This is a genomic window from Arthrobacter pascens (assembly GCF_030815585.1).
In the GTDB taxonomy this organism is placed as follows: domain Bacteria; phylum Actinomycetota; class Actinomycetes; order Actinomycetales; family Micrococcaceae; genus Arthrobacter; species Arthrobacter pascens_A.
The window spans coordinates 4,068,886-4,094,770 of sequence record NZ_JAUSWY010000001.1 but is presented as its reverse complement, the minus strand read 5'-3'; the positions used below and the strand labels follow the sequence as shown (position 1 = coordinate 4,094,770).

The window sequence follows — 25,885 nt, the reverse complement described above, 5'->3', positions numbered from 1 at the left end:
TGCAGCTCCGGCTTTATGCAGCCAGTCCGTGATGCGGCCTTCGGGGCGGACGCTTCTCTGCCGAGGCCCGGCGCCGCGGTTTTGAGTCCGCCGTGACGTGTCCGCCGTCGGGCACGGTGGTATCCGCATGCAGATGCGTCCCATGGTCGATGAGGGCGCCGGCTCCGATGCGCGAATGGCTGCCGATGTGGACCCGGTTACCGATGAGGGTTCCCGGACCCAGATACACGCCGTCGCCGATGACCGTCCGGGCGCCAACCTGCGCCCCACGGTCGATCCAGCTTCCATGCCCCACCCGGGAGCCGGAACCGATGCGCGCGCCGGGCTCCACATAGGTCATCGAACCGACGCGTGCACTGTCAGCGACGTGGGCCCCTGCGCCGATCAGTCCCCCTCCGTTGGCGTGCCGCACGTAGCGGGTGACCTTGCCGGCGTCGTCTTCTACTGATTCAATCTTCCTGCTCAATTCCGTTCCTTATCCAAGGCGGGAGTAATACCCCGGATTACCCTCGCATAAGGGTTAACGGTGCGGGAGCCGGACGGATTCCCGTCGGACCAGGGATGATTCCCCGGCGGCGCCCGCTATTCTGCCGTGAATTCTCCGGGGGGTAAGCTGTATTAACCGTCTTTGCAGTAGGCGGCAAAGCGTGACTGGTTCTTGGTTTTCGGTCACGCCATGTGTTCAGGGGGGACCGTGGTAGCTGCCGACGTATCGAATCATGAAGTTTTTACAGATGTTGCCCAGCACCTTCAGGACCTGGTGCTGGACAGCCCTGAAGTGGGGCAGTTCCTGGACGAGCTGGCTGTGTACTCCGCTGCCCGCCTCAGCAGTCCTGGACGCGAGGTGTCCTGCGGGATTTCCGTCATCAGGCACAAAAAGGCCACTACAGTGGCCAGCAGCAGTCCATGTGCCCACGCCATGGACCAGCTGCAACACAAGTACGGGGACGGGCCATGCCTGACGGCCATGCGCGGCATGGTGACAGTGCTGGTCCCGGACCTGAGGCTGGAAGGGCGCTGGCCCGCCTATGTCCAGGCGGTCAAAGGACTGGGGATACTGTCTGTCATTGGCGTTCCGCTGCAGTTGGAGGGCCCCAGCCGGGCAGTGCTGACCCTTTACAGCGAGCTGCCTCACGCCTTCAGCGGGCAGTCCATTGCTAGCACGGAGGCCTTCGCCGAGCAGGCGTCCAAGGGCCTGCAGCTGGCGCTACGGCTGGGCCAGCTGCAGGACACCCGGGACGACATGAGTGCCGCAATGAAATCCCGGACGGTAATTGATCTGGCCACCGGGGCCATCATGGCGCAGAACGGTTGCAGCCAGAACGAGGCGTTCAAGGTCCTGCTGCATGCCTCCAACACCCGGAACATCAAGCTCTCCGAAGTGGCGGCCCGCGTCCTCTCCTCCATCTCAGGCGATGCCACCACGGTCACATACTTCGACGAATAGCTGGCCGCTCACTAACGGCGGAGGACCCTGGAAGGGACCCGGAACGCCGGAAACGTCCGACGGCGGCTCCCGCGGATGGGTTCCCTCCAGAAGACTACGTTTTCGACCAGCACCCGGTCGCGGCGGCACCGGGCTGGGCGAGGAGCCTGAACTTGCCGCTGCCGTTACGGGATCGCTTCAGGCGGGGCCCGTTGCTCGTAATTGACACTTGCCAGTTAATTTACAGCTGTATAGTATCTCGGTATGGAGATAGACCCTGCAGCCACCGTCCCCACTCAGGACCGCCGGATCCGGCGTTCGCGCTCTGCGCTGATGCAGGCCACCATCGCCTTGGTGGCTGAGCGGGGCACGGCTGATGTTCCCCTCTCGGATATCGCCGAAGCCGCGAATGTCAGCCGACCTGTGGTGTACCAGCATTTCGGCGATCGCGACAGGCTGCTGCTGGAATCTGCCCTCGACCTAGCCACACGGGAACTGCTGCCACGCCTTGCAGATGCCGGCACTTCGCCGTCCAGACGGGACGGGGCGCTCGCCTTGGTAGAACACTTCGCGCACCATCGGGCGTTCTATCGGGCGGTGCTGACCAGCTCCTGCGCGTATGCGCTGAACAAATCACTAACCGGCCTGCTCTTCCCGATCAACAGGCAACTTGTCCAGGAGATGTTTGGCGGGACCCTCGAGCCGCAGGGGGCAGACGACCTTGCCACGTTCATCACCGGCGGCGGCGCCGCCCTCGTCAATACCTGGGTGGTCGAGGGTGCGGAACCGCTGGACCCTGAAGAGTTCACGGACAGGCTGGTGCGGCTGATGCCAGCTGCCACCGACACGCTGCCGCCGCACCCGATGCCAGCCCGCTAGATGCCAGCCCGCCCGGTGCCGGCCCACGACAAGGAGCCAGACCAATGAACCTGATGAGCCATATTCTTCAGCGCAAGCTCGAACTGCCGCCGCCCCTGACCCGCGACGTCGTCGTGCAAAAGGACCTGTGTGTGCCCATGCCAGACGGCGTGGAACTGCTGGCCAACAGATGGGCGCCGCGGGGCGGGGGCGAAGGATTGCCCACCGCCCTGCTGCGCTCCCCGTATGGCCGGGCCGGCATCCTTGGAGCTGCAATGGCCAGGCCACTGGCCGAGCGCGGATTCCAGGTGCTGATCCAGAGCGTCCGCGGCGGATTCGGCTCGGGCGGGACCATGGACCCGATGCGGCAGGAGCGCGAGGATGGCATGGCCACCCTTGAGTGGGTCGTGAAACAGCCCTGGTTCGGCGACTCGATGGTGCTGGTGGGCACGAGCTACCTGGGATTTGTCCAGTGGGCGGTGGCCGACCAATTGCCGCCGCAGGTCAAGGCCATGATCCCGCACGTGACCGAGTCCGCGCTGACCCTTGAGTTCCTTCGCGAGGACGGGATGTCGCTTGAGCTTCCGTTCGAATGGGGCGTCCTGACTGCCGTCCAGGAGCGGCCCTGGGCGATGCTGAGGAACCGTAGCCAGGCGAAGAAAACGGCTCGCGCGATTCACACGCTGCCACTGAACCGGGCCGATGTCGCGGCTATCGGCCACAGCTCCAAATACATTCAGGACATCCTGGCGTACGACGCAAAACACGAGTACTGGGCCGACGTCGACCACTCCCACCGGGTGGCCGGGGTGAAGGTGCCGGTGAGCTCAATCGGCGGCTGGTACGACATCTTCCTCCCCGGTCAGCTCCGGGACTTCCAGGCACTACAGGAAGCCGGGCGGCCGGCACGGTTGACCGTCGGACCTTGGACGCATTCGGAGTTCAACAACGTCCCGGTTCTGGAGGCCCTTGAGTTCGGCCTCCCGCACGCACGCGGCGAGCAGCCTCAGGAACGGGCCGAGGTGCGGCTGTTCGTGATGGGTGAGGATGCCTGGCGGGACTTCGATTCCTGGCCGCCAAAGGGCTACGAGCCGCGGCCGTTCCACCTCCAACCCGACCGTGCGCTGTCCACCGAGCCTGCGGCGGAATCGGCGGCCGACACGTATCGCTACGACCCGGCGCACCCAACGCCGGCGGCCGGAGGCATCAGCATCAGCAATGGCGGACGTGTCGATAACACGGCCCTTGAGGCCCGTGCGGACGTGCTCACCTACACCACGGCCGTGCTCGACGAGGACGTCGAGATCGTCGGGGAGGTCAGCGCGGATATCTGGTTCCGTTCGGCCCTCGCCAACGCCGATGTCTTCGTCCGGCTCTGTGATGTCGGCCCCGACGGCCGCTCGCATAACATCTGTGACGGGCTGACCAGCCTGTCCGGCGCGGATGAGCTCTCCTGCGCCGCTGTCCGACTCTGGCCCACCGCCTATCGCTTCAAGCGTGGCCACCGCATCAGGGTCCAGGTCTCCAGCGGCTCGTTCCCGCGCTATGCCCGCAATCCCGGTACCGGTGAACCCCGCGCCACCGCCACCACGCTCCTGGCGGCGGACCAGGCGGTCTACTATGGCCCGGAGCATCCCTCGGCGGTCATCCTCCCGGTCCGGAGCACGGCCGGATCCGGGAACCCGTAGCCGCCCCGCCTCCAGCGGCTCAGCAGACCACCGGTCCCGGTGGAGTGCGGATTCCCTCACAGTCGGCGTTTGTCGTCATGGGCATCGGCGCGGCGGCAGCCCTTGCGGCCCTCGCCGTCGCAGCGTTCCGGCCGGCCTACCGTGTGCCGGCGTCACTCCGTCGTGGCGTTAGAGGTTGAGGTGGAGCTGTTCATTGTCAGCTGGCGACGGCGGGAGCCGCCACCTCTGCCGCCGGAAGGTCTGCCATCAGCTCCGCGGATGTGGGCGGGTTCGCGCCCGGCCGGCGGACGGTGATCGCAGCAGCCTTCGACGCCGTGCGGCCGAGGCTTTCCAGGACTTCAAGTCCCAGGCCTTCCGTGCCGCGCGTCAGGAGCCCGTAGATCAGCGCAGCCATGTAGGAATCGCCTGCGCCGATGGTGTCCGCCACCACGGACCGGATGGAAGGAATGTGCAGACTGGTGGCAGGGGTTGCCAGCAGCGAGCCCTCACCGCCGCGCGTCACCACGGCCAGCCCTGCGCCAAGCCCGAGAATCCGGGCCGCAGCGTCCTCCAGGCTGAGGTGTGGGTAGAGCCACACAGCATCCTCATCGCTGAGCTTGACCACGTCCGTCAGCGGGACCAGGTCCTCAAAGATGGACCGGGCTTCGGCCTGGCTTCCCAAGAGATCCGGCCGGATGTTGGGATCGTAGGTAACCATGCACTCCCGGTGGGACTGCTCCAACAGGGCTTTGACCGCGGCGGCACCGGGTGCCAGGAAGGTGGCGATGGATCCGGTGTGCACCACTCTGGGCAGGTAAGCGGGGGCCACCGGTGCAAGCTCCCAGCTGATGTCGAATTCATAGCTGGCGGAGCCGTCAGGAGCGAGCGTGGCGGTGGCGGAGGCGGTACGGCCTGCGGACTTTGAGCCGGGCAGGAGCTCGACGCCGGCGCCCCGGAGGTGGGCTTCGATCGCCGCACCCCGGGCGTCGTCCCCGAGTGACGTCAGCAAGGCAGTGGTGATACCCAGACGGCCCAGGCCGTACGCAACGTTCATGGGTGATCCGCCCGGATGCTCGACGGTCCCCTGTGGGGAGGTGACAACGTCTACCAGTGCCTCGCCGATAACAACGACGTCGGGCGTGGTGGGGGTGGCTGGTTTGGTCCCGTTGGGAGAGGTCGTGAGCACGGAGCGCCTTTCATGGAGCCGTCCGCGGGCCTAGGCAGGCCCGCGGACGGAGTTGGGGATGGAGCTGGTTTGTTGATGGAACCGGTTGTTGATGACCTTGGTTCTGCAGGGGTCAGGCTGTGGCGGCACCCGTCATGATCGCCACTGCATCGGTCATGGTGTGTGATTGCGGCGTGATGGTGGCCGCGCACTTTCCGAGGCGCTGGATGTGGATCCGGTCCGCCACATCAAACACGTGCGGCATGTTGTGGCTGATCAGGATGACGGGCAGTCCCCGGTCGCGGAGGTCCCTGACCAGTTGGAGAACCTGGTTTGATTCCCGGACGCCAAGCGCTGCCGTCGGCTCGTCCAGGACCACCACCTTGGAGCCAAACGCTGCGGCGCGGGCCACGGCGACAGCCTGGCGCTGGCCGCCGGAGAGGTTTTCCACCGGCACCGTCACGTCCTGGAGGGTGGAGATGCCAAGCCTGGTCAGCTCTTCCTTGGCTTTGCGGCGCATCCCTTTGGTATCCAGGACGCGGAAGATCTTGCCCAACGGGCCGGGGAGCCGTTCTTCCCTGCCCAGGAAGAGGTTGGAGGCAACATCCAAGGCCGGCGAGACGGCCAGGTTCTGGTAGACCGTTTCGATGCCGTGGACCCGGGCATCCTGCGGGCGTTTGAAGTGCACCGGCTGGCCGGACACCAGCAGCTCGCCCGAGTCCGGGATTTCGGCACCGGTGAGGCACTTGATCAGGGTGGACTTTCCGGCGCCGTTGTCCCCGATGATCGCCAGGACTTCGCCGGGGTAGAGGTCCAGGCTGACACCGTCCAGCCCCACAACGCGGCCGAAGGTCTTGACGAGGTTCCTGGCCTGCAGGATGGGCTGGCGGACGCCGGTTCCGGCTGGCTCCACGTGAGTGGCGGTCATGATTTCACCTTTCGGATCCACTGGTCGATGGACACAGCGAGGATGATGAGGACGCCAACGGCGAGGGTCTGGTAGAGCACGTCCAGCCCGGCGAGGGAGAGTCCGTTGCGGAACACGCCCACGATCAGCGCGCCCAGGAGCGAGCCCCACACGGAGCCGCGCCCACCGAAGAGGCTGGTTCCGCCGATCACGACGGCGGTGATGGAGTCCAGGTTCAGGTCCACCCCGGCGTTGGGGCTGGCTGCGTTCGTCCGGCCCATCTGGATCCATGCGCCGATGGCCAGCACCGCTCCCGCCGCGAGGTACACGCTCATAAGGACGCGGTTGACCGGGATGCCGGCTAGGCGGGCCGCTTCCTTGTCATCGCCTACCGCGTAGACGTGCCTGCCCCAGGCGGTCTTGCCGAGGATGAATGCCATCGCGATGTACAGCAGGAGCATCATCACCACACCGGTGGAGATCCGGACCGGGCCAACAGGGAAGGTGCTCCCCATCCAGGTCAGCAGCCCCGGCATGCTGGAGCCGCGGACGGTGGAACCGCCCGAATACAGCAACGTGAGGGCGATAAAGATGTTGAGGGTTCCGAGCGTGACGATGAACGGTGGCAGCCGGAATCTGGTGACCAGGAACCCGTTCAGCGCACCTGCGCCAAGCCCCACTACCAGTCCCACTACGAGCGCAAGCGGGCCAGGGATGCCGTTGCTGACGGACAGTTGCGCCACCACCATGGAGGCGAGGATCATCACCGCGCCAACGGACAGATCGATGCCCGCTGTAAGGATGATGAGGGTTTGCGCGATTGCCAGGGTACCCACGACGGACACCTGTTGGGTGATGAGTGACAGGTTCTCAACCCGGAGGAACCTGTCATTGAGGAGTCCAAACACCACCACTGCGACGAGCAGCACAATGGCGGGGCTCAGCGCGGGGTATCGGTGGAGGACGTTGCGGATGCGGCTAAGCGGTGTCCGGCGGTCGAGGAATTCCTCGGCCGGGTCGGCCTGCCCTGCGGCGGGCGGGCCTGCGGTCTGTTGCTGGGTCACGGTTTACTCCTGGGATTCTCTGTTGGCCGCTTACTTGCCCCAGCAGATCTGGCTGGCGTCGGAGGTGGTGATGCTCTTCAGGCCTTCGGCAGGAGTGTCGGTAACAAGCTCTACGCCGGTGTTGAAGAAGTCCAGGCCTTCGGAGTTGGCGGGCTTCTTGCCGGTCTTGGCCAGTTCGACAATGGCCTTGACGCCCATTTCGGCCATCTTGACGGGGTACTGCTGGGCGGTGGCGCCGATGACGCCGGACTTCACGTTGTTGACGCCGGCGCAGCCGCCGTCGACCGAAACGATCAGAACGTCCTTTTCCTTGCCTGCGGACTTCAGTGCCTCATAGGCGCCGGCGGCTGCGGGCTCGTTGATGGTGTAGACAACGTTGATGTTCGGGTTCTTGGCCAGCAGTGTCTCCATGCCCGTGCGGCCGCCGTCCTCGTTGCCCTGGGAGGCCTGGCTGCCGACGATCTCGTACTCGCCGCCCTTGCCGCCGGTGTACTTACCGGTCTTGGCCTCGTCACCGTTCTTCTTGGCGTCCGCGGTGTCGATGCCGAGCCCGGTAAGGAAGCCCTGGTCCCGCTTGTAGTCAACGGAGACGATCTTGTCGTCAAAGAGGTCCAGCAGGGCGATGGTGGCCTTCTTGCCGCCAAGCTGCACGGCGGTCCACTTGCCGATCAGTTCACCGGCGGCGAAGTTGTCGGTTGCGAAGGTGATGTCCGCGGCGTCGGCAGGGTCCGGCGGGGTGTCCAGGGCAATGACGAAGAGGCCGGCGTCCTTGGCCTTCTTGAGGGCATCCACCACGGAAGGGCCATTCGGGGTGATCAGGATACCTTTGTCGCCCTTGGAGATGGCGTTTTCGATGGCCTGGATCTGGGTGTCCTCGTCGCCGTCGGCCTTGCCGGCCGCGAGCTTCAGGTCCACGCCCTCGGCGTCGGCGGCCTTCTTGGCGCCGTCCTGCATGGAAACGAAGAACGGGTTGCTGGTGGTCTTGACGATCAGGGATACGCCTACCTTCTCGCCGGAGCCGCTGCCGGAAGTGGCTGGGGAATTTCCGCCGCAGGCGGTGAGGCTTAGCGTGCCGAGGGTCAGGACGGCGCCGACGGCGAACAGTCGGTGGGCGATGGTGCGCGGGGCTTTGGAAGTCAACATTGAATCTCCTGTTTATCTGTGGCACGTCCCGTGCCTGACAACGATGTCATGCATCATGTAACCAGCGTCACAGGGTAGAGTCAAGACAAATTCGATGGTGAAGGACAAAGTAATGACAACGATGTCTAATCGTTACCAAGCGGAGGCCGGGAAAAATCGGCCCACCATGCGGCATGTAGCCGCCCTTGCGGGGGTGGGCATTAAGACCGTCTCACGGGTGATGAACGATGAACCCGGCGTCTCCGATGCCACGCGGCAGCGCGTGCTGGGAGCCTCGCAGCAGCTCAATTACCAGCTGGACATGGCGGCGGGAAGTCTCAGGCGCACAGGCCGCCAGACCCTTTCGATCGGTCTCCTGCTGCCCAGCGTGGCCAATCCGTTCAGCAGCGAGATCCACCGGGCCTTGGAAGACGCCCTGGCGGCGCGCGGGATCGCCGTGTTCGCCGCGAGCCTCGACGACGATCCCGAACGGGAGAAGTCCTTGGTGGCCGCATTCCTGGGCCGACGCGTCGACGGCATGGTCCTGACGCCCATCGCCCGCAACCAGTCCTACGTCATCCCGGAGCATTCCCGGGACCTGCCCATGGTGTTCATCGACCGTGAGCCCGTAGGTATCGAAGCAGACGCTGTGGTGACGGACAACGCCGTCGGAGCCGCCAGGGCGGCCGCCCATCTTATGGCGCAGGGGCACACCAGGGTTGCCTATCTGGGCGACCGCACTGACATCCAGACGGCACGGGAACGCCGGCGCGGCTTCATTGAGGAACTCGGCAGGGCTGGCATCGCCACCTCCACGGTTCCTGTGCGCGAAGGCCTCCATAACGAGGATTCGGCCCGGCGGGCAGCGCTCGATCTTCTGACGGCCGAGGAGCCGCCCACCGCCATCTTCTCCAGCCAGAACCTCATCACCTTCGGCGCCATGCGCGCGCTGAAGGAGCTTGGAGCAAGCCGGCGTACTGCGCTGGTAGGGTTCGACGACTTTACGCTGGCGGACATGATGGATCCTGGAATTACCGTCATTGCCCAGCACCCCGAGAGGATCGGGAAGCTCGCCGCCGAGCGGCTGCTTGCCAGGATCGACGGCGACAGCAGTCCGGCCCAGACGTACGTCGTCCCATCCGAACTTATCCAGCGCGGCTCTGGCGAGCTCCCGCCGGTTTCTTGAGCCGGATTTTCAAAACCCAGCCACATCCAACCCAGCCAATCCACAACGAGGGGAAAACCATGACTAAAACGCTCTATGCAGAATTCACCGTCAAGCCCGGCAGCGAAGCCCGGGTGGCGGAGATGATGCAGGAACTGACCGAGCACGTGCGCCGCGAACCGGGCAACCAGCTGTTCCTGCCCTACACGCGGGAAACGAATCCCCGTGAATACTTCGTCTTCGAGGTCTATGAGGATGACGCCGCGTTCGAGAAGCACATCAGCGCGGACTATGGCGCGCGGTTCAACGGCGAGCTCGCGGGCCACATTGAGCAGGACGGCTCGGTCCTGACCTGGCTCCAGCCGGTGGGCTGACGCCAAGACGCCCAGTCCCGGGCTTGTCCGCGATTCCTCACCTTCAAGGCGGGGAGCCGCGGACAAGCCCAGGACTGGCCATGGGTTGAAGCTATGGGCGGTCCTTCACCGGCTTTGCTTGCGTGCTGAACATTGAGTCGGCCAGCGGTGTGACCGTGATCGACTTCAATGTTGCCGTGCCGCCGTCGGCAAAGAGAGCCACCTGGCTGGCTCCCGCTTCGGGGAAGACCTGATCCGTGATGGTACGGAGTCCGTCCTGCGCGAAGACCTCCACCGATGACCTGTCCACGTAGATGCGCAGGGTCACGTTGCCGCTGGCGTCAGGAGTGACCGGAGCCGAATCCACCGAGGCGAAGAGCGGATGGAAACTGGTATCTCCGGAGTTGCTCCGGTCCACGTACAGCTCACCGGCTGCCTGGTCGTACCCGATGACAGTGGAAGTGCTGCCGTTCCCCAGCACGGTGATTCCTGCCTTCGCTGCCGTGCCCGGTGCAAACGTGACATCGATCCTCTGCACCTGGCCCGAGGCCGCCGCCGGAAGGGGAGTGGTGCCGGGTGCAATGTCCCGTGCCCGATTCTCGGTGTAACCCGTCTTTGCCGCCAGGCTGTCCACCTGCTTGACGGCGCGCTGGGTCAAGCGGGGTCCTGCTGCCGTCTGGGTCAGTCCAACTTCCCGGGGCAGGGACATGGCGCTGCGCCAGGGCGACGTGGGAATGCTGTTGGCGTAGTCCCAGTTGTTCATCCAGCCCAGCATGATCCGTTTGTCCTGCGGCATGTTGGCGAAGGAGACGGACGCGTAATAGTCCCGGCCGTAGTCCAGCCAGTCATAGGTCTCCAGCCGGGGTGTCGCGGGCTGGGGCGATGCCACAAACTCGTCGGCGAGGATGTGGCCCCAGCCGAAGCGGTTGTTGTCCACCACCTTAATGCTCGCCTGACGCCCTTTGAACTCCGCGACGTTCCAGGAGGCCCAGTCAAGAACCTCGCTGTTGGCCCCGGTTGCAGAGCGGACCACCTGCCCGTCCACCACCAGGTTCACCGTGGTTTCGTCGGACCGGGGCACGGCAGCCTGGTCGGTGAGCATCACGTGGTCCAGCGTGAGGTGGCCCCAGCCCCCGCCGGCCTGGTCCACGATCCGCAGCTGCGCGGCCTGCCCGGCGAACTCGGAGACATCCCAGCCCTTCCAGTTCAGCGCGCCGGCGTCGTCACCTGCCAGGCTGCGCATCACGCTGCCATCCACCAGCAGCTGGATTTCCAGGAGCTGCCCGGAGCCCGCTGCCCGGTGGCCGCCGCCCACCAGCATGCTCATGAAGTTCCGGGAGACCGTGAACGACGGCGAGGTCATGGTTCCCTGCCTGTCATCGCCCGGAGCGCCCCCGGTTTCGAAAGTGTTGATCCGCTTGGCGCCGATGTAGTAGTCGCCGCCGGAGGTGGCGGGCTGGAAGGCCGGTGCCAGATCGCCGGTACCGGTCCAGCCGGCGTCGGCCATGGACGTTCCGTCAGGAACCTCAAAGCCGTTGAACAAGAGGTCGCCGGCCGGAGGGGTGTTGTCGAGCTTGTCCGAGACGCGGGGGTGTTGGCCGCCGCCCACCAGGAAGTTGAGGTAGTCGCTGCTGACGGTGAACTGCGGTGATTCCGCGGTCCCCACGGGCCAGTCGCCGTCGTTGAAGGAATTAATCAGCCCGGCGCCGGAAAATCCCGTGACGGTGTTCTGCCCTGGTAGCGATCCTGCCGCCGGCACATCTCCGAACGGCCCGTTTTTCCAGTTGCCCGGTTCGTTGTTCACCATCCAGCCGTTGTACGTGCCGTCATTAAAGCCGGCCAACGGAGTCCCGGCGGGCAGGGTATCGCTGCCTTTGGTGGTCTCGGAGGTAAACGTGGTGCCGTCGAAATCGCCAACAAAGTACTGCCCGGCCGATCCTCCGGCCACCCCGCCGGGGTTGATGTTGACCACCATGACCCACTTAATTTTGGCGGGATCGCCGTCCACAGCCAAGGGGAAGAGATCCGGGCATTCCCAGAGCCCGCCCGTGGCATTGGCCGGGCCGAACTCGCTGAGCAGTGACCAGTCCAACAGGTTCCCGGACTTGTACAGCAGCACCTTGTGGTCAGTGGCCTCGACGGCGGCCATCACCCAGTAGCCTCCACCGCCGGGGGAGCTGTACCAGAAGACCTTCGGGTCGCGGAAGTTGGCCGAGTTCCGGTTCAGGACCGGGTTGGCACCGTATTTTGTCCAGGTCTGTCCGTCGTCCAGGCTGTAGGCGAGTGACTGTGCCTGCAACCCCTTGTACGGTGATGCGTCCTTGTAGGCGCTGGTGAAGACCGCGACCATGGGCGGGTTGTCTGCTGTGCCGAAACCCGAGGTGTTGTCCTTGTCCACCACCACGCTGCCGGAGAAGATGTCCTGCTGATCATCGGTGGGGATGGCCAGCGGCTGCTCCTTCCAGTGCGTCAGGTCCGTGGATGTGGCATGGCCCCAGGACATGTTTCCCCACGTGTTGCCGGATGGATTGTGCTGGTAGTACAAGTGGTAAACGCCCTTATGGAAGACCATCCCGTTGGGATCGTTCATCCAGTTCTCTTTCGGCGTGTAGTGGAATCCCGGCCGGTATTGCTCTTCGCCGGACGTAAACTCCCCAAGAGTCATGCCGGTGCCCACGCCCACCGCAGCCGACGCCGGACCTGCGCCGGCCAGCGCCGCGGCGAGGCTGAGCCCTGCCAGGGTTAGCGCGGAACACGCCCGGATAGTTTGAGATTTGTGCCTGTGCATTTGCTGAGTCGCCCTTCATCGCGCGTGCCTAGTTTCGATAGACAACGTTGTCAGTGACAGGAACGGTAAGTTATGTCCGCAAGACAAGTCAACGGGTTGGACCTGCCCCTCCGTTGCCCTGCAATAATCGGAAGCAGCAGTTTGCGCGGGGGTGGCAAGCCCCCGGTGCAAGAGGCCGCAGTGTACATTCGGGTCCATCACACCAGGCGAGGCGGACATCCATGAAGGCTCCAGACCAGCAGCAGGCGCACATTTCCGGGACACCAGTGGATTCTCCCGGCGACAGTGCTGCGGCAGGTCATGAGCCCGTTGATCAGCACCTGCTCCAACGGCTTGCCGATGCGCACGGGGTAGGCACAACCTTCCAGGGCTGGGACGGCCTGCCGTACAGCGTTGCCGAGGAGACGCTGATCAAGGTGCTGGCCGCCCTGGGCGTGCAGGCCCACACGAATCCACTCATCGAGGCAGCCCTGGCCGAGGCGGAAGTGGCGCCATGGCGGCGGATGCTGCCGCCCGCCGTCGTGGTTCAACAGGGTGAATCGGCGCAAGTTCCGGTGCACGTCCGTGACGGTGCCACGGCCCGGCTGAGCATTGAGCTTGAGGCCGTAACAGGTGCGGACCAGCCGGTTGAGGCGATCCAGCAGGATATCTGGGTCCCGCCGCGGGACGTGGACGGTGTGCCCACCGGCCGGGCAACGTTCGGGCTGCCCCAGGGGCTGCCGCTTGGTTGGCATACCCTGCACGCCGAGTCGGAGGGGGTCACGGCGCAAGGCACGCTGGTGGTGGTGCCTTCGCGGCTGACCACGGCCGAAGCCCTCAAGCAGCGCCGGGGCTGGGGCCTGGCCACCCAGCTCTATTCGGTAAGGTCCAAGCGGTCCTGGGGAATCGGCGACTTCGCGGACCTCGCGGACCTCGCCACGCTGAGCGGTGCACGCGGCGCGGACTACGTGCTGGTCAACCCCCTGCACGCGGCCGAGCCCGTTCCTCCCGTCCAGCCCTCGCCGTATTCGCCGTCCACCCGGCGCTTCTTCCATCCCCTCTACATCCGGGTGGAAGACATCCCGGAGCTGGCGTACCTGAAGCCCCGCAAGCGCGCCAGTGTGGACAGTCTGCTGGAGCAGGTCCAGAGCCTGAACAGGAACGGGGAAAGGTTGGACCGGGACTCCGTTTACGCCGCGAAACTCCAGGCCTTGGAGCTCCTGTTCCACGCCCGGCGTTCGCCCACCCGGCAGGCGGCGTTCGAGGAATTCTGCCGGATCTCAGGTTCCGGACTGGACGATTTTGCCCTGTGGTCCGCCATTCGGGAGGACATCCCGCCGGAGGACCCGCTTTGGACGGACCCGGGCTGCGCCCTGGGATCAGCCGAAGCCGAGTCCTTGCGGGAGAAGCTCGCGGACCGGATCGGCTTCCACCGTTGGCTGCAGTGGATCTGCGACGAACAGCTCGAGAACGCCCAGCAGGCGGCCCGCCGGGCGGGCATGCGCCTGGGCGTAGTGCACGATCTCGCCGTGGGTGTCGACCTGAGCAGCGCCGACGCCTGGACCCTCCGTAGCGTCCTGGCGCCGGGAATCAGTGTGGGTGCCCCGCCGGACATGTACAACCAGCTGGGCCAGGACTGGAACCAGCCGCCCTGGCACCCGGGCCGGCTGGCCGACGCCGGCTACGCTCCGTTTCGGAACATGCTTTCCACCGTGCTGCGGCATGCCGGCGGCATCCGGGTGGACCACATCCTGGGCCTGTTCCGGCTGTGGTGGGTGCCGGCGGGCAATTCCCCGCGCGACGGCGCCTACGTGCGCTACGACCATGAAGCCCTGATAGGCATTCTGGCGCTCGAGGCCCAGCGGGCCGGCGCCGTGGTGATCGGCGAGGACCTGGGCACGTTCGAACCGTGGGTGCGGGACTACCTTGCCGCGCGCGGCATCCTGGGGACGTCCATCCTCTGGTTCGAGAACGACGGCGATTCACCGCTTCCGCCAGAGAGATACCGCACGCAGGCGCTCGCCAGCGTTAATACCCACGATCTGCCTCCCACCGCGGGCTATCTTGCGGGCGACCACGTGGCGCTGCGCAGCCGCCTGGGCCTCCTGGAGCGGTCCGAGGAGCAGGAGCGGGCAGAACATACGGCAACGCTGGAAAAGATGATGGGACTGCTGAGGGAGCGCGGGCTCCTGCCGGAGGGCGGAGAAAGTGCTGCGGCAGCCGGTCCGCTGGCCAGCGAGGAGCAGACGATAGAGGCACTCCACCGGCTGCTGGCCCAGTCGCCGTCCGTCCTGCTGGGGGTTGCCCTGGTTGATGCGGTGGGTGAGCGCAGGGTGCAGAACCAGCCGGGAACCACCGAGGCGCTGTATCCAAACTGGCAGGTCCCGCTGGGCGATCCGGAAGGCCGGCCAGTCCTTATCGACGACCTTCCCGGCAATGCGCGCTTCAACTCCCTGCTGGCCGCTGTGTCTGAGGCCCTCAACTCCTGACTCAGCAGCAACGCGGGGCCTGAGTGACCCCGCGTTGATATTGACTCGGCGTTGCCCTTAGTTGGCCGTGATCAGGTGCGTGAAGTGGTCATACCGGAACGTGACCGGGCCGCCGTCGTGAGTGAAGGCAACATTGGCGCCGTTCGGCACGCCGCCGGCCCCGTAGTTCTCCTTCCAGGAGCGGTTCAGCGCTGCCTTGAACTCATACGGACCAGGAGCCAGTTTGGCGACTGACAGCTTCCACACCAGGTCCGCCGGATCCAGCGTCAGCTGCGCCTTCTCACATTCGGGCAGCCAGTTGTCCGCGCAGCCCAGGGCCAGACCCACGCTGCCCGCAACCGACACCGCCTGCGGCTGCTGGGATGAGTAGAGGGCGCTGAGCAGGTGCGTGCTGTTGTCGTAGCGGAACGTGACCGGTCCACCGGGATGGTCCAAGGTGATGTCGGCCCCGCCGCGCACTCCACCGGCGCCGTAGTCCTCATCCCACCCGCCGTTCAGGGCGGCCTTGTAGGAGTATTGGCCGGCGGGCAGGTCCACGGTGAGCCGCCAGATCTTGTCCGCGGGATCCAGCGTCATCATGGCCTGGGCACAGGCCGGATCCCACTCCGCGCATCCCATCTGCACGTTCAGCGATCCGGCAACGGTCACCGAATCAGGCTGCGGCGCCTCGCCCACTCTCACTGTCCTGGGCTCGCTGACCACACTGAAACCGGGGCCGGTCATAATTCCGCGGTACTGGACCGGGGTGTCGTCCGCCAGTTCCAGAGCGGCCAGATCGTCGACCACCGAGTACACCGGAGAGGAGTCATCGGAGCCCACTGCTGTCCACTCGCCGCCGGCCACGCTGCGTTCGAAGGTCACCACATGGCTGGCCTTTTCCGGATCCGCGATGGCGCTGAGCTCAACTGACCCCTGCACGCTGCTGCCCTCCTCGGGCTTTTGCATGGTGAGGACCGGCGCCGGAACCACCGCTCGCCGGGACTGGCTGGTGGCAGTGTGGCCGCCGTTGTCCAGCACGGTGGCGCGGTATTCCAGCGCGGTACCGGCCTCCAGGGCGGCCACGTCATCGAACACCTGGTACGGCGCGGTGTCATCGGTGCCGATCGGGGCCCAGCCGCCGTCGGCCGTCTTTGCCTCAAAGGTGACTTCGTAGAACGAAGTACCGCCGACGTCGGCCGTCACCTTGATGCGCCCGTTGTCGGCGGGCGCCGGGACAGGTTCCTGCAGTACGACGGCGGGCGCCTCCTTGGAGTGCGGAATCCGGCCTGAGGACTGGTACACCACGGCAGACAGCGGAGGCACGGTGACGGTCAGTTTGCCGTCCGCGGAGGTTTTGGCTTCCTCGGGGGCCTCGCCATAAAGACGCGTGTAGCTGCGCTTGGCGATATAGGTGGGAACCTCCGCAGTCTGCGCCTGTCCGCTGTTGTTGAGGGCGACGACGTACTCGCGCTGGTCCTTGGAGTCGGTCCGGGAGAAGGCGTAGATCCCGGGTCCGTCCGATGCATACCGGTGCTGGTGGGCGCCGTCGCGCAGTGCCGGGTGCTCCTTGGTCAGGGCAGCGAGCTGGCTGATCTTGGAGTACAGCGGATGGCCTGGGTTGAAGTTGTCCGTGGCGTGCGTGGCGTCCGTACCCAGCAGGTCGTCGTTGAGATACTCCGGCACCTGGCTGGCGAAGAGTGTCTGGCGGGCGTCCTGGTCGCCGCCGGGGCCGGTGAAGCCCTGCTCGTCTCCGTAATAGATCACCGGGTTTCCGCGCGAGAAGTACATGAGTTCGTGGGCCAGCTGGTCCCGGGCCAACTGCTCGGCGTCGCTTGCCCCGGGATTGTCTTCGGCAATGAAGCTGCCGATGCGGCCCATGTCGTGGTTCCCCAGGAAGGTGGGCAGTTGGTAGACGTTGGAATCGGCGTCGGTGTACCAGTCGTCTCCGGCGAAGAAGGTCTCCAGGGTGCGGGTGTCCTTGCTCTTGGAGGCGAAGTTGCGGGCGGCGTCCTGGAAAGGGAAGTCCAGCACGGCCTGCATCTGGTTGCGGGTGGTGAACTGCGAGGTGAAGCTCTTGGTGGTGTCGAACACCTCACCGAACATGAAGAACTCGTCCTTGCCCTGTTCCTTGGCGTACCTGAGGACCTCCGGGCCGAACTCCTGCCAGAACTCGTTGTCCACGTGTTTCATGGTGTCGATCCGGAAGCCGTCCACCCCGAATTCGCCAATCCATGATTTGTAGATCTCCTCCATACCGTCCACCACGGTGGGGTGCTCGGTGAAGAGGTCGTCCAGGCCGAAGAAGTCGCCGTAGTAGGAATCTTCTCCCACGAAGGTGGTGTTGCCGCGGTTGTGGTAGAGCGCGGGATCGTTCAGCCAGGAGGGGACCTTCAGGTCCGCTTCACCTGGATCCAGGACCGGGGTGTAGGGAAAGGACGTGGCGGGATCGAGCGCGGGGAAGTCTTTGGAGCGGGCGTAGTCGCGGTCATCGAATTCCTCGCCCGCAGCGGTCTTGTACGGTTCTGCGTCCTTGGAGACGTAGGCCTTGCGGGCGCCTTCCTCGTAGCCGATGACGTCCGCGGTGTGGTTGGTGATGATGTCGAAGTACACTTTCATGCCGCGCGAATGTGCCTCGTCGATGAGGGCCTTGAGCTCATCGTTGGTACCCAGATGCGGATCGATCTGGGTGAAGTCCGTGACCCAGTAGCCGTGGTAGCCGGCCGACTTGTCCTCCGTCTGGACTGCCTTGTTCTTGAAGCTCGGCGTGAGCCAGATGGAGGTTGTACCCAGACCCTGGATGTAGTCAATCTTGTCCAGCAGCCCGGACAGGTCGCCGCCGTTATAGAAGCCCTTATTCGTGGGGTCGTAGCCGGACACCATGGGGTCCGGGCCCAGGCCGCCGTCGTCGTTTCCGACGTTCCCGTTGCTGAAGCGGTCGGCCATCACAAAGTAGAAGTTTTCGTCCGTCACCGGGGATCGGAGCGAGTGAAAGGCCGACGACGACCCGGGGCTTTTGGGGTCAGGCACGGCTTGGGCAGGGAGCACTGCCGCTGAGACGGCTGCAGCCGCAGCCAACAGGCCGGCTGCAGTGCGGAAGAGCGCGGTAGGAGCTGGGGAATTGGGAGGCAGGGACTTTCTTTTGAGCCGATGACTGGCGCTTTGAGGGGTGCGGTAGTTCACGTCAGGAGAGACCTTCCTGGTAGCGGCGCTGCTGGGCAGATGGTGGCCCAGCAGCAGCCTCAAAAGAGCGCAGCTGTGAACCAAATCACAACTGTAAGCGCTTGCACCCAGTTTTTCCAGTCTTTTTAGAAAACCATGGGCGGACTAACTCGCCGGCACCAGTGCCGTGGGGGAAGGGGTCCTGAGAGTGTTCACCAGCGGCCCCGGGAAGCCCGAGACGGGGTCCAAAGCGAACGTGGCGATGTCATCTGAACGCTCATGCGCCACGTGGAGCCACTGACCCCGAACGAGATGGTGACGGGGCCAATCGCCGCGGCTCGGGAAGTCGGCCAGCGGCGCCACCTCAGCGCCGTCGGCCTTTACCAGCAGGACACTGATCAGGTTGGAGCCACGCACCCCGACGTAGGCGTTGTCCCCGTTCTCGCTGAGGCAGATCTCGGCGGCAGAATCACCCGGGAGGCTTCCGCCGGAGGTTGCAGGACCGCGGTTAATCAGCTCAAAGGTCCCCGCGTCTGCCCTGAGAACGAAAACCTCGATCGAATACTCGGAGACCACAAAAACGCTCCCGCTGGCGTGCTGTACCAAGTGGCGTGGTCCGCTGCCGAAAGGGAGGGCCACCTCGTGGTCGGCCCTTAGCCCGCTCCCGGGTTCATATGTCCAGATGCGCAGGGTGTCATGTCCCAGGTCCGTGGTCATGACGCGTCCGTCGGCGAGCATCAGGCTGGCGTGGGCCCTGCTGGGCCGTGGCTCGCCGGGGGTCTGGCTACCGTGGGGATCCACCGATGGCGGCGTGGTAAGCGGCCCCGTAATGCTGCCGTCGCGAGTAAGTTCGTAAAGCAGGACTTGCCCGTCTCCCCAACAGGTAACGGTGATGAAGCGAGCCAGCGGATCGACGGCAACGTGGCACGCGGCCTCGCCGGCGGGCTGTTGGTCCCCGAAGGCTTCCAGCTTGAACTCCCCGGACCGGCGGTAGGCCTGGACGGTCCCGGCCTGCTCGGCTACAGCGTAGATCACGGGGAGGGTGGGGTGGACCGCAAGGAACGACGGCGAATTGGCCTTAACCGCCGTGCCAAGCCATTCGAGAGTCCCGTCCGCGCCAGCGGAGACAGCGCCGATTCCGGCTGCTCGGCCGCCTCCGTCCGGGGTGTAGGTTCCCGTCCAGATGATTGAAGGCTGTGCAGGGGATGTCATGGCTCCATCCTGCCAACAATTGCGCTCCTGCGGGTGGACGGCGGCTTCAGTTAGCATGGAGTTTCCAGCCATGGCAGAGGAGGTGAGTCCCATTAACGCTCCAGCAGTTTCGGGTACTCCCGCATCCTGCCGTCCGGACCGCCAGGCCTAGATGACTCGGAGTGCCCATCGGCTTACCGAAAGGCGTTCCCATGTCAGCTCCTGAACTTTCTTCCTCTCCGTCCGCTTCCTCTCTGTCCGATTTCTCCGGGACCCTTTTCTCCGAGACCCTCGCCCGGCTCCGGGCGGCGGGCTGTGTGTTCGCGGAGGAGGAAGCGCAGCTCCTTTTGGCCGCTGCATCCGAGCCTGCAGAACTCGCCACGGCCGTGGAACGGCGGATCGCCGGCTATCCCCTTGAGTACATTCTTGGCTGGGCCCAGTTCTGCGGGCTCCGAATCGCCGTTGATCCGGGGGTTTTTGTTCCGCGCCGTCGCACCGAGCTGCTTGTCAACGTGGCGGTGGCGCTTCTGCAGGGTGGCGCCCTTGGCGGTAGCCGCGTCCACCCGGACGGTGGCGGCGCAGCGCCCGCCATTGTGCTGGATCTTTGCTGCGGGTCCGGCGCAGTCGGTGTCGCCGTTGCCAGCCGTGTTGCGGGGATCGAACTGCATGCCGGGGACATTGATCCCGATGCGGTGAAGTGCGCCCGGCGGAACGTTGGTCCGATGGGAGGGCATGTTCACCATGGTGATCTGTACGAGGCACTTCCTCACGGGCTCAGGGGAGGGGTAAGGCTCCTGGCGGTCAATGCCCCGTATGTGCCAACGGACGCGATCGGTACCATGCCGCACGAAGCCCGAGAGCACGAACCCCGCATCTCGCTCGACGGCGGTGTTGACGGCCTTGACATCCACCGGCGGGTGGCGGCCGAAGCTCTTGAGTGGCTGGCTCCTGGCGGTTATCTGCTCATTGAAACCAGTGAACGGCAAGCTGCCCGCACCTCCGGGATCATGGTTGGCGTCGGATTCGATGTGAGGATTGTCCACTCTGATGACTTGGACGGCACAGTGGTCATTGGACAGGCGGGAACCGCCTAAAACCCCAGGCCCCCAGCAGCCCCAACAGCTGCGAGCCGAGGCGCTGTCTAGGTGAAGGTTGAAGAGCCACACCACAAGGTTCGGATGCTGGACCGTCTCACGTCGCTGCTGGGGTTGCCCGTCGGGCGAGGCGTAGTTGCATCCCTCCGTTGCTTGATTCCGTCTCACTCGGGGGCTGCGGTAGCGCCCGCGTAGGGCCCTCAGTTCGGGATGGACGAAATCATCGAGGCCATCGTTGCCGACATTTTGATGGTCGACACGACGATGCTGAGGACGATTACGCCGATCAGCACCCAGACGGGCACGAGACCGCGGTCCGGTGCGACCTTCCGGACGATCACCGAGCGGCCGACGACGTACACCGTCCCGCTAAGGAAGCTCCACGCCCAATGGAACGGCCTGACCACCCCATCGCGCTTGAGCCGTTCGCTGTCGAAATAGGCCAGCAACACCGAAACGGCGTACGTGGCGAAGCCGGAGAAGACGAGGAGGAAATACGCGGGCGTGAAGATCGACGCCGGATCGATGGTGGTTCTGTTCCGGCTGCCGATGGTGATGAGGCGGAACTCGGGATTCCACAGCAACAGGAGGACAACTGACAGCAGCGGGAGCAGTGTGATGATCCAAATCATCGGATTGTAGACAGGCGTTTCGCTGCTGATCCGTGGGCGCTCGGGCGTGTAGGAAGCAGGCGCATACGGCCCGGGTCCCTGCTGGCCGGGCGCGTACGCAGGTGCGTAAGGCGCACTGAATTGGTCCGTCCAAACCGCGCCGTCCCACCAGCGAAGCCGACCTGTACCCGCCGGGTCGGGGTACCAGCCCGGAGATGGTGTTGGTCCGTTACTTGAATTGCTCATCTGTACTCCCCCATACCTTGGCCGCCCCTGGTCCGGGTTAGCCCCCTAGGATTCCTGATAGTCATCACAGCATGCATCCACTGCTTTGGCGAGTGCTGCAGAGCTAGCGCCCCCTTGCCGGCAGGCTGGCGTCGGCGGATACGGCTGCCGAACCCGACGGGGCCGTCCGAAGTGTGCTCGAGCTCGTTATGCTGTCGGGTGGACGCGCCGGAGGATGAGCGCCTCCGAGGCATCGAGCGCGATGGGGAGTCCGCTTGCCTGCGGACAACGTTCGTAACTTGTAATTTCTGCCCATTGCCCCCAATAACAACGGCGCGGACGATGATTCCATGAGCGGAATCAGCAGCCCATCTCGTCTCCGCCAGCAAGCGAGGCGCTAGATGTTTACCATGGAGACCGGTCGTCGCAGACGATTCTTGACCATCGCGGCGGGCGTGGTCGCCGTCGTCGGACTTGTCATTGGACTTGTGGTGTTCAAACCCTGGCTTCTGTTCGTCGATGTGCGCGTAGACGAAAAGCTTCCGATCGTTGCCACATCGACCGAGCAAGCAGAACCATCTCCGTCCGCCCCGTCGACTGTCCCCTTCACACCGGCGGCCACATCGGCGGCTCCTGCAGGGCCCGTTCAGTTGGCTGCAGGTACTTTGATCAGTCACGAACACGCGACCACTGGAACGGTTCGGATCATTCAGCAGCCGGACGGCCGTAGGTTCCTGACCCTGGAGAACCTGGACACCTCAAACGGGCCTGACGTGCACGTCTGGCTGAGTGCTGCACACGTGGTGGAGGGAACAGCTGGTTGGTACACCGCGGGCTCCGCTGATCACTATGACTTGGGCCTGATCAAGGGAAACCAAGGCAATCAGGTCTACGAAGTCCCAGCTGACGTTGACCTGTCAAAGTACAAGTCCGTTGATTTGTGGTGCGTTCAATTCAGCGTGTCATTCGGTGCGGCCGAGCTGGCCGCCTGACACAGGCCACGAGACACGGTGATCGTCTACCGTGAAACTCCTAGCGAGCAGAGGCCCGAAACGCCGCTGGCCGCCACGACCCCAAGGGTCGCGGCGGCCAGCACAGTTTCAGTTGGAGAGGGCCGGCTCAGGCCAGGAACGGAGTGTCAGTCCCGCTTTGGATCCACGTTCGTGGCAGCACCGGCGGGAGTTGCGCCGCCTTCATCGGACCAGTCCTGGCCCTGGGCGTCGTTCAAAGCCGGGTCCGATTCGACGTCGGAGGTTCCCAGATTGACGGTTTCCGGGTGTGTGCTGTGGGCGGGAATGTGGTCGCCCGCTGGGGAAGAATAAGAGGCGGAACCAGCAGCGCCAACCGGCGCGCCGGCGTCGGACGTTTTGGCCTTGAGATCGCCGGAAGCGGTGTCGTGGTGCATGGCGGAGCCGATCACGGTACCCGCCCGGCGGGCGGCCTCACCCAACTGGTCCGCTACCTCGGGGGCTTTTTCCTTGATGGCCTCCGTGGCTGCTGTGACCTTGTCCTGGACAGGCTTGCTGTCCCAGATACCCGCTGCCCTGGCCTTGAGTTTGTCGTACGCTGCCCGGCCGGACCGCGATCCCAGGACGTAGCCTGCCGCGATGCCAACGCCCAAAAGAAGTTTCGATTTCATGATGAACTCCTGCTCCGTGAGAAGGTTTCAACCCCGACCCGGTGGCCGGGAGAAAAGAAAACCGGCCCAAGGATGTTGTCCCGGGGCCGGTTTCCTGGCCGAGTGCCGCAGCTAGCTGCGGACGCTCCGCTTGGTGATCATGCCGTAAACGAGCAGCACGATGATGGCACCGCCGATTGCCAGCAGCCAGGTCTGCAGGGAGAAGAACTCCTGCAGGCCTTCGCCGAAGATCAATCCGCCGATCCAGCCGCCAAGGAATGCTCCTACAACGCCCAGCAGCAGGGTGACGAAAATGCCGCCACCCTGCTTGCCCGGGAGGATCGCCTTAGCGATCGCGCCAGCAATAAGGCCCAGAATCAGAAATGCAAAAAAACCCATTTTGTCGTTCCCTCTTCTTTCATAAAGGAGGTACCCGGATCCCGGGTACGCTTCGTCCTTCCGCCTCAATAGTAATCATGCTTACTATCCAAATGCCAACCCCATCCGATTCAAAAGGGCTGCCGCAGGGGCGGCTCAGTGCCCGGTCACGTCCGAATCGTTCCCGGCGTCCGGGCCTTCGTCCAGGATGGCCATTTCCGCTAGATCCTGCGGGTCAAGGGCGAAATCGAAGATGTCCAGGTTCTCCGCCATCCGCTCCGGATTACCCGACTTTGGAATGGTCACAAGCCCCTGCTGAATATGCCACCGCAGCACCAGTTGCCCGGGCGTTTTGCCGTACTTTTCGCCAAGCTGGGCGAGCACCGGGGCGGTCAGGAGGTCGGCTCCGGTGCCGCCCAGCGGGCTATAGGATTCCGTGACGATGCCGTGCTTTGCGTGGAACTCGCGTTCGGCCACCCGTGTGATCGCCGGGCTGAGCTGGATCTGGTTCACCGCCGGTACCACCTCGCATTCGGACATCAGCCGCTCAAGGTGGGCCGGTTTGAAGTTGGAGACGCCGATCGACCTGGCTTTTCCCTCCGCCTGGAGTCGCTCGAAGGTCTTCCAGGTGGAAACAAACTCGCCGCGCCGGGGGAGCGGCCAATGGATCAGCAGCAGATCCACGTATTTCAGCCCCATCCGCTTCAGCGATGCCTCCAGCCCGTCCACGGCTCGGTCCCTGCCCTGGAACTGGCCGTCCAGTTTGGTGGTGACAAAGATTTCGCTGCGCTCGACGCCGCTCGCCTGGATCCCGTGGCCCACACCCACCTCATTGCCGTATTTCACGGCAGTATCGATGTGCCGGTACCCGGCTTCCATGGCATGTACGACGGCGGTAGCCACCTGATCGTCGTCCAGCGGCCAGGTGCCAAGCCCCACCTGCGGGATGCTGTGGCCGTCATTGAGCTTGATGAGCGGTGAAAGTGTCATTTCAACAGTGTCTCCCGAATCCGACCGTGCTGGCCCTCGGAGGACCGCAGAATGTTTCCTTTCCGGCGTTGCAGCCAAGCACCGTGCGGACAGTATTGGACACGCCGTCGGGGTTGACCAGACTCGCCTAGCGTCCGTTCCAGGTGCGGTCGTTGATGAACTCTCCGGGCCGGAAGTTGACGAACTCCGAGGCACCAAGGCCAAGGGATTCGGCTGCAGTATCAAGGTTTTCGGCCTTGGCCGCATCTTCCCATCGGCCGGTGTCCAGGCGGCGCTCAATGGCGTGGATTGAGGCAACGTTCTCCGCCATGGAAAAGTTGCAGTGTCCATCCCTGTCCACGAAGGCCTGGCGGATCAACGCTCCCGCACCGGCTTTGCGAATGGTTTCGGCGTACTCTTCCTGGTATTCCACCGGCGCGAGCAGGTCCACAAGGGTGTGGGTGCTCAGAACGGGCATCTGCAGCTCACCGCTGGGTACCGAGGTGGCCAGCATCCATTCCAGTCCTGCCGTACTTGGTTCAATATCGGCGTTGGTGGTCAATGTTCCGAGATCCTCCTTCAGGTCCAAACCGGCCATGCGGTACAGCTCCCTCACCTGCTGGGCCTGCGGGGATGCCATCAGCATCGCGTTGTAGTCCACTCCGGCCGTCCAGCCGCTGTCGCCGTCGGCGGCGTTGACAATGTCGGAGCGTCGGGAGATGACGGTGGGCAGGGTTTCAAGGACGAGGCGGGCCTGTGCCTCCTGCATGGCCAGGGAGTCGTTTCGGTCCACACCGTCCAGTTCCGTCGGTGTGTTCAGCAGGGCAGCCACCAAGGCGATCCGCGCCCTTCCCTCCGCGGTCTTCTGCCCCTCGGCCAGCGCCTCGGAAATGGCTGCCGTGAGGGCAGCGGATTCAGCCGGGGAAGTAAAGCCCGTGAGCCGGTGGTTCTGCCCTGGCAGCAGCAGCTCGGACGCGGCGTAGGCAGCGTCCAGCTGGTAATTGTTCAAAGCGGCGCCGCCGCCCACCAGGCCGCACGTGCTGACGGCCGCGTCCACCCCGGAACCTGGAACTTCAGCGATCAGGCTGGTCACCAGGCCGCCCATGGACCGGCCGAACGCAATGGTGCGCTGCGGCTGGGCGAAGCCGCGGCCAAAGGCCTGGAAGGTTTGGAGCTGGTCCTGGACCGCAGTCCCGAGGGCCCACCCCGTGGTGGCATAGGAGGATGCTGCAACCGCGTAACCCTGGCGGGCCAGTTCGTCGAAAGTGGGATCCATCCTGCTGTCCCAGGCGGGGTTCTGACCCGGCCCACGGAAACCGTGACCGTAGAGTACCAGCGTGCCGTTCCATGCCTCCGGGACACGGGCCTCCCAAGTGGCTCCGGACGCCAGGGAACCGGTGAGGACTGTAGTGCCCTGTTCATCGGTCGTGCGGACGGCGCCCGGCACCGCAGCTTCAGCCGGTATCAGGGGAGGAGCGGCCACTGACGCGGTGGCGAGGAGTCCCAGGCTGGTGGTGGCTGCCAGCGTGACGGAGGCAAGCGACAGGCGGCACGTAGTGCGGTGCGTAAAGGGGGAGTGGTGGGCGAACTTCATTGTCAGCCTTTCCGTCAGGACGACCAGGGTGGCCATTCGGCGATCATGGATGATTTCAACTATTGTCATGGGAAATCATTGGCT

At 64.7% G+C, this 25,885-nt stretch carries 21 protein-coding genes and 1 pseudogene; 8 read left to right on the top strand and 14 right to left on the bottom strand.

Translation table 11 applies throughout. The annotated features are described in order from the left end of the window. Positions 1-13 precede the first annotated feature (13 nt). Entirely contained in the window at positions 14-466 is a 453-nt protein-coding gene (locus QFZ30_RS18930) for a DapH/DapD/GlmU-related protein (RefSeq protein ID WP_307078866.1), read from the bottom strand. Between the two features lie 228 nt (positions 467-694). On the opposite strand from QFZ30_RS18930, the gene QFZ30_RS18925 reads away from it, so the two are divergent. From QFZ30_RS18925 to QFZ30_RS18915, 3 genes are all read left to right on the top strand, one after another. Then, the gene (locus tag QFZ30_RS18925) at positions 695-1,447 is read left to right on the top strand and encodes a GAF and ANTAR domain-containing protein (RefSeq protein ID WP_307078863.1); all 753 of its coding nucleotides are present in this window, start codon (positions 695-697) and stop codon (positions 1,445-1,447) included. Between the two features lie 243 nt (positions 1,448-1,690). Continuing rightward, the gene (locus tag QFZ30_RS18920; protein WP_307078861.1) at positions 1,691-2,305 is read left to right on the top strand and encodes a TetR/AcrR family transcriptional regulator; all 615 of its coding nucleotides are present in this window, start codon (positions 1,691-1,693) and stop codon (positions 2,303-2,305) included. Between the two features lie 44 nt (positions 2,306-2,349). Continuing rightward, positions 2,350-3,972, top strand: a complete 1,623-nt coding sequence (locus QFZ30_RS18915; RefSeq protein WP_307078859.1) for a CocE/NonD family hydrolase — start codon at positions 2,350-2,352, stop codon at positions 3,970-3,972. 196 nt (positions 3,973-4,168) lie between these two features. Here QFZ30_RS18915 and QFZ30_RS18910 read toward each other — a convergent pair whose 3' ends face one another. The 4 genes from QFZ30_RS18910 to QFZ30_RS18895 form a co-directional block, all read right to left on the bottom strand. Further along, positions 4,169-5,137, bottom strand: a complete 969-nt coding sequence (locus QFZ30_RS18910; RefSeq protein WP_307078858.1) for a carbohydrate kinase family protein — start codon at positions 5,135-5,137, stop codon at positions 4,169-4,171. A 112-nt stretch (positions 5,138-5,249) separates the two neighbouring features. After that, positions 5,250-6,044, bottom strand: coding sequence for an ATP-binding cassette domain-containing protein (locus QFZ30_RS18905; protein ID WP_307078856.1), 795 nt, complete (start codon positions 6,042-6,044; stop codon positions 5,250-5,252). Continuing rightward, positions 6,041-7,087, bottom strand: coding sequence for an ABC transporter permease (locus QFZ30_RS18900; RefSeq protein WP_307078854.1), 1,047 nt, complete (start codon positions 7,085-7,087; stop codon positions 6,041-6,043). The genes QFZ30_RS18905 and QFZ30_RS18900 overlap by 4 nt, the downstream gene beginning before the upstream one ends. Before the next feature lie 30 nt (positions 7,088-7,117). Beyond that, positions 7,118-8,230 (bottom strand): substrate-binding domain-containing protein, encoded by a 1,113-nt coding sequence (locus QFZ30_RS18895; protein WP_307078852.1) that lies wholly within the window; start codon positions 8,228-8,230, stop codon positions 7,118-7,120. Between the two features lie 166 nt (positions 8,231-8,396). Between QFZ30_RS18895 and QFZ30_RS18890 the strand changes: the two genes are divergently transcribed. Further along, positions 8,397-9,395 (top strand): LacI family DNA-binding transcriptional regulator, encoded by a 999-nt coding sequence (locus tag QFZ30_RS18890; protein ID WP_307080365.1) that lies wholly within the window; start codon positions 8,397-8,399, stop codon positions 9,393-9,395. Positions 9,396-9,454: 59 nt separating this feature from the next. Next, positions 9,455-9,748: a putative quinol monooxygenase gene (locus tag QFZ30_RS18885; protein ID WP_307078848.1), complete on the top strand. Its 294-nt coding sequence runs from the start codon at positions 9,455-9,457 to the stop codon at positions 9,746-9,748. 91 nt (positions 9,749-9,839) lie between these two features. Here QFZ30_RS18885 and QFZ30_RS18880 read toward each other — a convergent pair whose 3' ends face one another. Further along, positions 9,840-12,515, bottom strand: coding sequence for a GH32 C-terminal domain-containing protein (locus tag QFZ30_RS18880; protein WP_307078846.1), 2,676 nt, complete (start codon positions 12,513-12,515; stop codon positions 9,840-9,842). A 221-nt stretch (positions 12,516-12,736) separates the two neighbouring features. Between QFZ30_RS18880 and malQ the strand changes: the two genes are divergently transcribed. Continuing rightward, positions 12,737-14,983, top strand: a complete 2,247-nt coding sequence (gene malQ / locus QFZ30_RS18875; RefSeq protein ID WP_307078844.1) for a 4-alpha-glucanotransferase — start codon at positions 12,737-12,739, stop codon at positions 14,981-14,983. Positions 14,984-15,040: 57 nt separating this feature from the next. Here malQ and QFZ30_RS18870 read toward each other — a convergent pair whose 3' ends face one another. Next, positions 15,041-17,905 (bottom strand): alpha-amylase family glycosyl hydrolase, encoded by a 2,865-nt coding sequence (locus QFZ30_RS18870; RefSeq protein ID WP_373462901.1) that lies wholly within the window; start codon positions 17,903-17,905, stop codon positions 15,041-15,043. 381 nt (positions 17,906-18,286) lie between these two features. Beyond that, positions 18,287-19,333 carry a lactonase family protein gene (locus QFZ30_RS18865; protein WP_307078843.1) on the bottom strand — a complete coding sequence of 349 codons (1,047 nt, stop codon included), beginning with the start codon at positions 19,331-19,333 and terminating at the stop codon, positions 18,287-18,289. A gap of 191 nt (positions 19,334-19,524) precedes the next feature. Here QFZ30_RS18865 and QFZ30_RS18860 point away from each other — a divergent pair, with 191 nt between their 5' ends. After that, the gene (locus QFZ30_RS18860; RefSeq protein WP_307078841.1) at positions 19,525-20,406 is read left to right on the top strand and encodes a putative protein N(5)-glutamine methyltransferase; all 882 of its coding nucleotides are present in this window, start codon (positions 19,525-19,527) and stop codon (positions 20,404-20,406) included. A 200-nt stretch (positions 20,407-20,606) separates the two neighbouring features. On the opposite strand, the gene QFZ30_RS18855 is transcribed toward QFZ30_RS18860, so the two are convergent. Next, positions 20,607-21,038, bottom strand: coding sequence for a DUF2510 domain-containing protein (locus QFZ30_RS18855; protein ID WP_307080434.1), 432 nt, complete (start codon positions 21,036-21,038; stop codon positions 20,607-20,609). A gap of 141 nt (positions 21,039-21,179) precedes the next feature. Next, positions 21,180-21,263 (bottom strand): annotated as a pseudogene (locus tag QFZ30_RS18850) (DUF2510 domain-containing protein); the annotation flags it as partial. Positions 21,264-21,643: 380 nt separating this feature from the next. On the opposite strand from QFZ30_RS18850, the gene QFZ30_RS18845 reads away from it, so the two are divergent. Further along, entirely contained in the window at positions 21,644-22,234 is a 591-nt protein-coding gene (locus QFZ30_RS18845; RefSeq protein WP_307078839.1) for a DM13 domain-containing protein, read from the top strand. Between the two features lie 146 nt (positions 22,235-22,380). Here the strand turns inward: QFZ30_RS18845 and QFZ30_RS18840 are convergent, their stop codons facing one another. The 4 genes from QFZ30_RS18840 to QFZ30_RS18825 form a co-directional block, all read right to left on the bottom strand. Next, on the bottom strand, positions 22,381-22,881 hold the full coding sequence (locus tag QFZ30_RS18840; RefSeq protein ID WP_307078837.1) for a hypothetical protein: 501 nt from the start codon (positions 22,879-22,881) through the stop codon (positions 22,381-22,383). 111 nt (positions 22,882-22,992) lie between these two features. Then, positions 22,993-23,259, bottom strand: a complete 267-nt coding sequence (locus QFZ30_RS18835) for a GlsB/YeaQ/YmgE family stress response membrane protein (RefSeq protein ID WP_307078835.1) — start codon at positions 23,257-23,259, stop codon at positions 22,993-22,995. A 135-nt stretch (positions 23,260-23,394) separates the two neighbouring features. Then, entirely contained in the window at positions 23,395-24,228 is an 834-nt protein-coding gene (locus QFZ30_RS18830) for an aldo/keto reductase (RefSeq protein ID WP_307078833.1), read from the bottom strand. Positions 24,229-24,355: 127 nt separating this feature from the next. After that, on the bottom strand, positions 24,356-25,870 hold the full coding sequence (locus QFZ30_RS18825) for an alpha/beta hydrolase family protein (protein WP_307078831.1): 1,515 nt from the start codon (positions 25,868-25,870) through the stop codon (positions 24,356-24,358). Positions 25,871-25,885 lie beyond the last annotated feature (15 nt).

Bases quoted from the DNA above. Each gene is read 5' to 3' on its own strand.
- QFZ30_RS18920 (WP_307078861.1), top strand. From the start codon at position 1,691: ATGGAGATAGACCCTGCAGCCACCGTCCCCACTCAGGACCGCCGGATC.
- QFZ30_RS18915 (WP_307078859.1), top strand. From the start codon at position 2,350: ATGAACCTGATGAGCCATATTCTTCAGCGCAAGCTCGAACTGCCGCCG.
- QFZ30_RS18905 (WP_307078856.1), bottom strand. From the start codon at position 6,044: ATGACCGCCACTCACGTGGAGCCAGCCGGAACCGGCGTCCGCCAGCCC.
- QFZ30_RS18895 (WP_307078852.1), bottom strand. From the start codon at position 8,230: ATGTTGACTTCCAAAGCCCCGCGCACCATCGCCCACCGACTGTTCGCC.
- QFZ30_RS18890 (WP_307080365.1), top strand. From the start codon at position 8,397: ATGCGGCATGTAGCCGCCCTTGCGGGGGTGGGCATTAAGACCGTCTCA.
- QFZ30_RS18885 (WP_307078848.1), top strand. From the start codon at position 9,455: ATGACTAAAACGCTCTATGCAGAATTCACCGTCAAGCCCGGCAGCGAA.
- QFZ30_RS18880 (WP_307078846.1), bottom strand. From the start codon at position 12,515: ATGCACAGGCACAAATCTCAAACTATCCGGGCGTGTTCCGCGCTAACC.
- malQ (WP_307078844.1), top strand. From the start codon at position 12,737: ATGAAGGCTCCAGACCAGCAGCAGGCGCACATTTCCGGGACACCAGTG.
- QFZ30_RS18870 (WP_373462901.1), bottom strand. From the start codon at position 17,905: ATGGCCGACCGCTTCAGCAACGGGAACGTCGGAAACGACGACGGCGGC.
- QFZ30_RS18865 (WP_307078843.1), bottom strand. From the start codon at position 19,333: ATGACATCCCCTGCACAGCCTTCAATCATCTGGACGGGAACCTACACC.
- QFZ30_RS18860 (WP_307078841.1), top strand. From the start codon at position 19,525: ATGTCAGCTCCTGAACTTTCTTCCTCTCCGTCCGCTTCCTCTCTGTCC.
- QFZ30_RS18855 (WP_307080434.1), bottom strand. From the start codon at position 21,038: ATGATTTGGATCATCACACTGCTCCCGCTGCTGTCAGTTGTCCTCCTG.
- QFZ30_RS18845 (WP_307078839.1), top strand. From the start codon at position 21,644: ATGTTTACCATGGAGACCGGTCGTCGCAGACGATTCTTGACCATCGCG.
- QFZ30_RS18840 (WP_307078837.1), bottom strand. From the start codon at position 22,881: ATGAAATCGAAACTTCTTTTGGGCGTTGGCATCGCGGCAGGCTACGTC.
- QFZ30_RS18835 (WP_307078835.1), bottom strand. From the start codon at position 23,259: ATGGGTTTTTTTGCATTTCTGATTCTGGGCCTTATTGCTGGCGCGATC.
- QFZ30_RS18830 (WP_307078833.1), bottom strand. From the start codon at position 24,228: ATGACACTTTCACCGCTCATCAAGCTCAATGACGGCCACAGCATCCCG.
- QFZ30_RS18825 (WP_307078831.1), bottom strand. From the start codon at position 25,870: ATGACAATAGTTGAAATCATCCATGATCGCCGAATGGCCACCCTGGTC.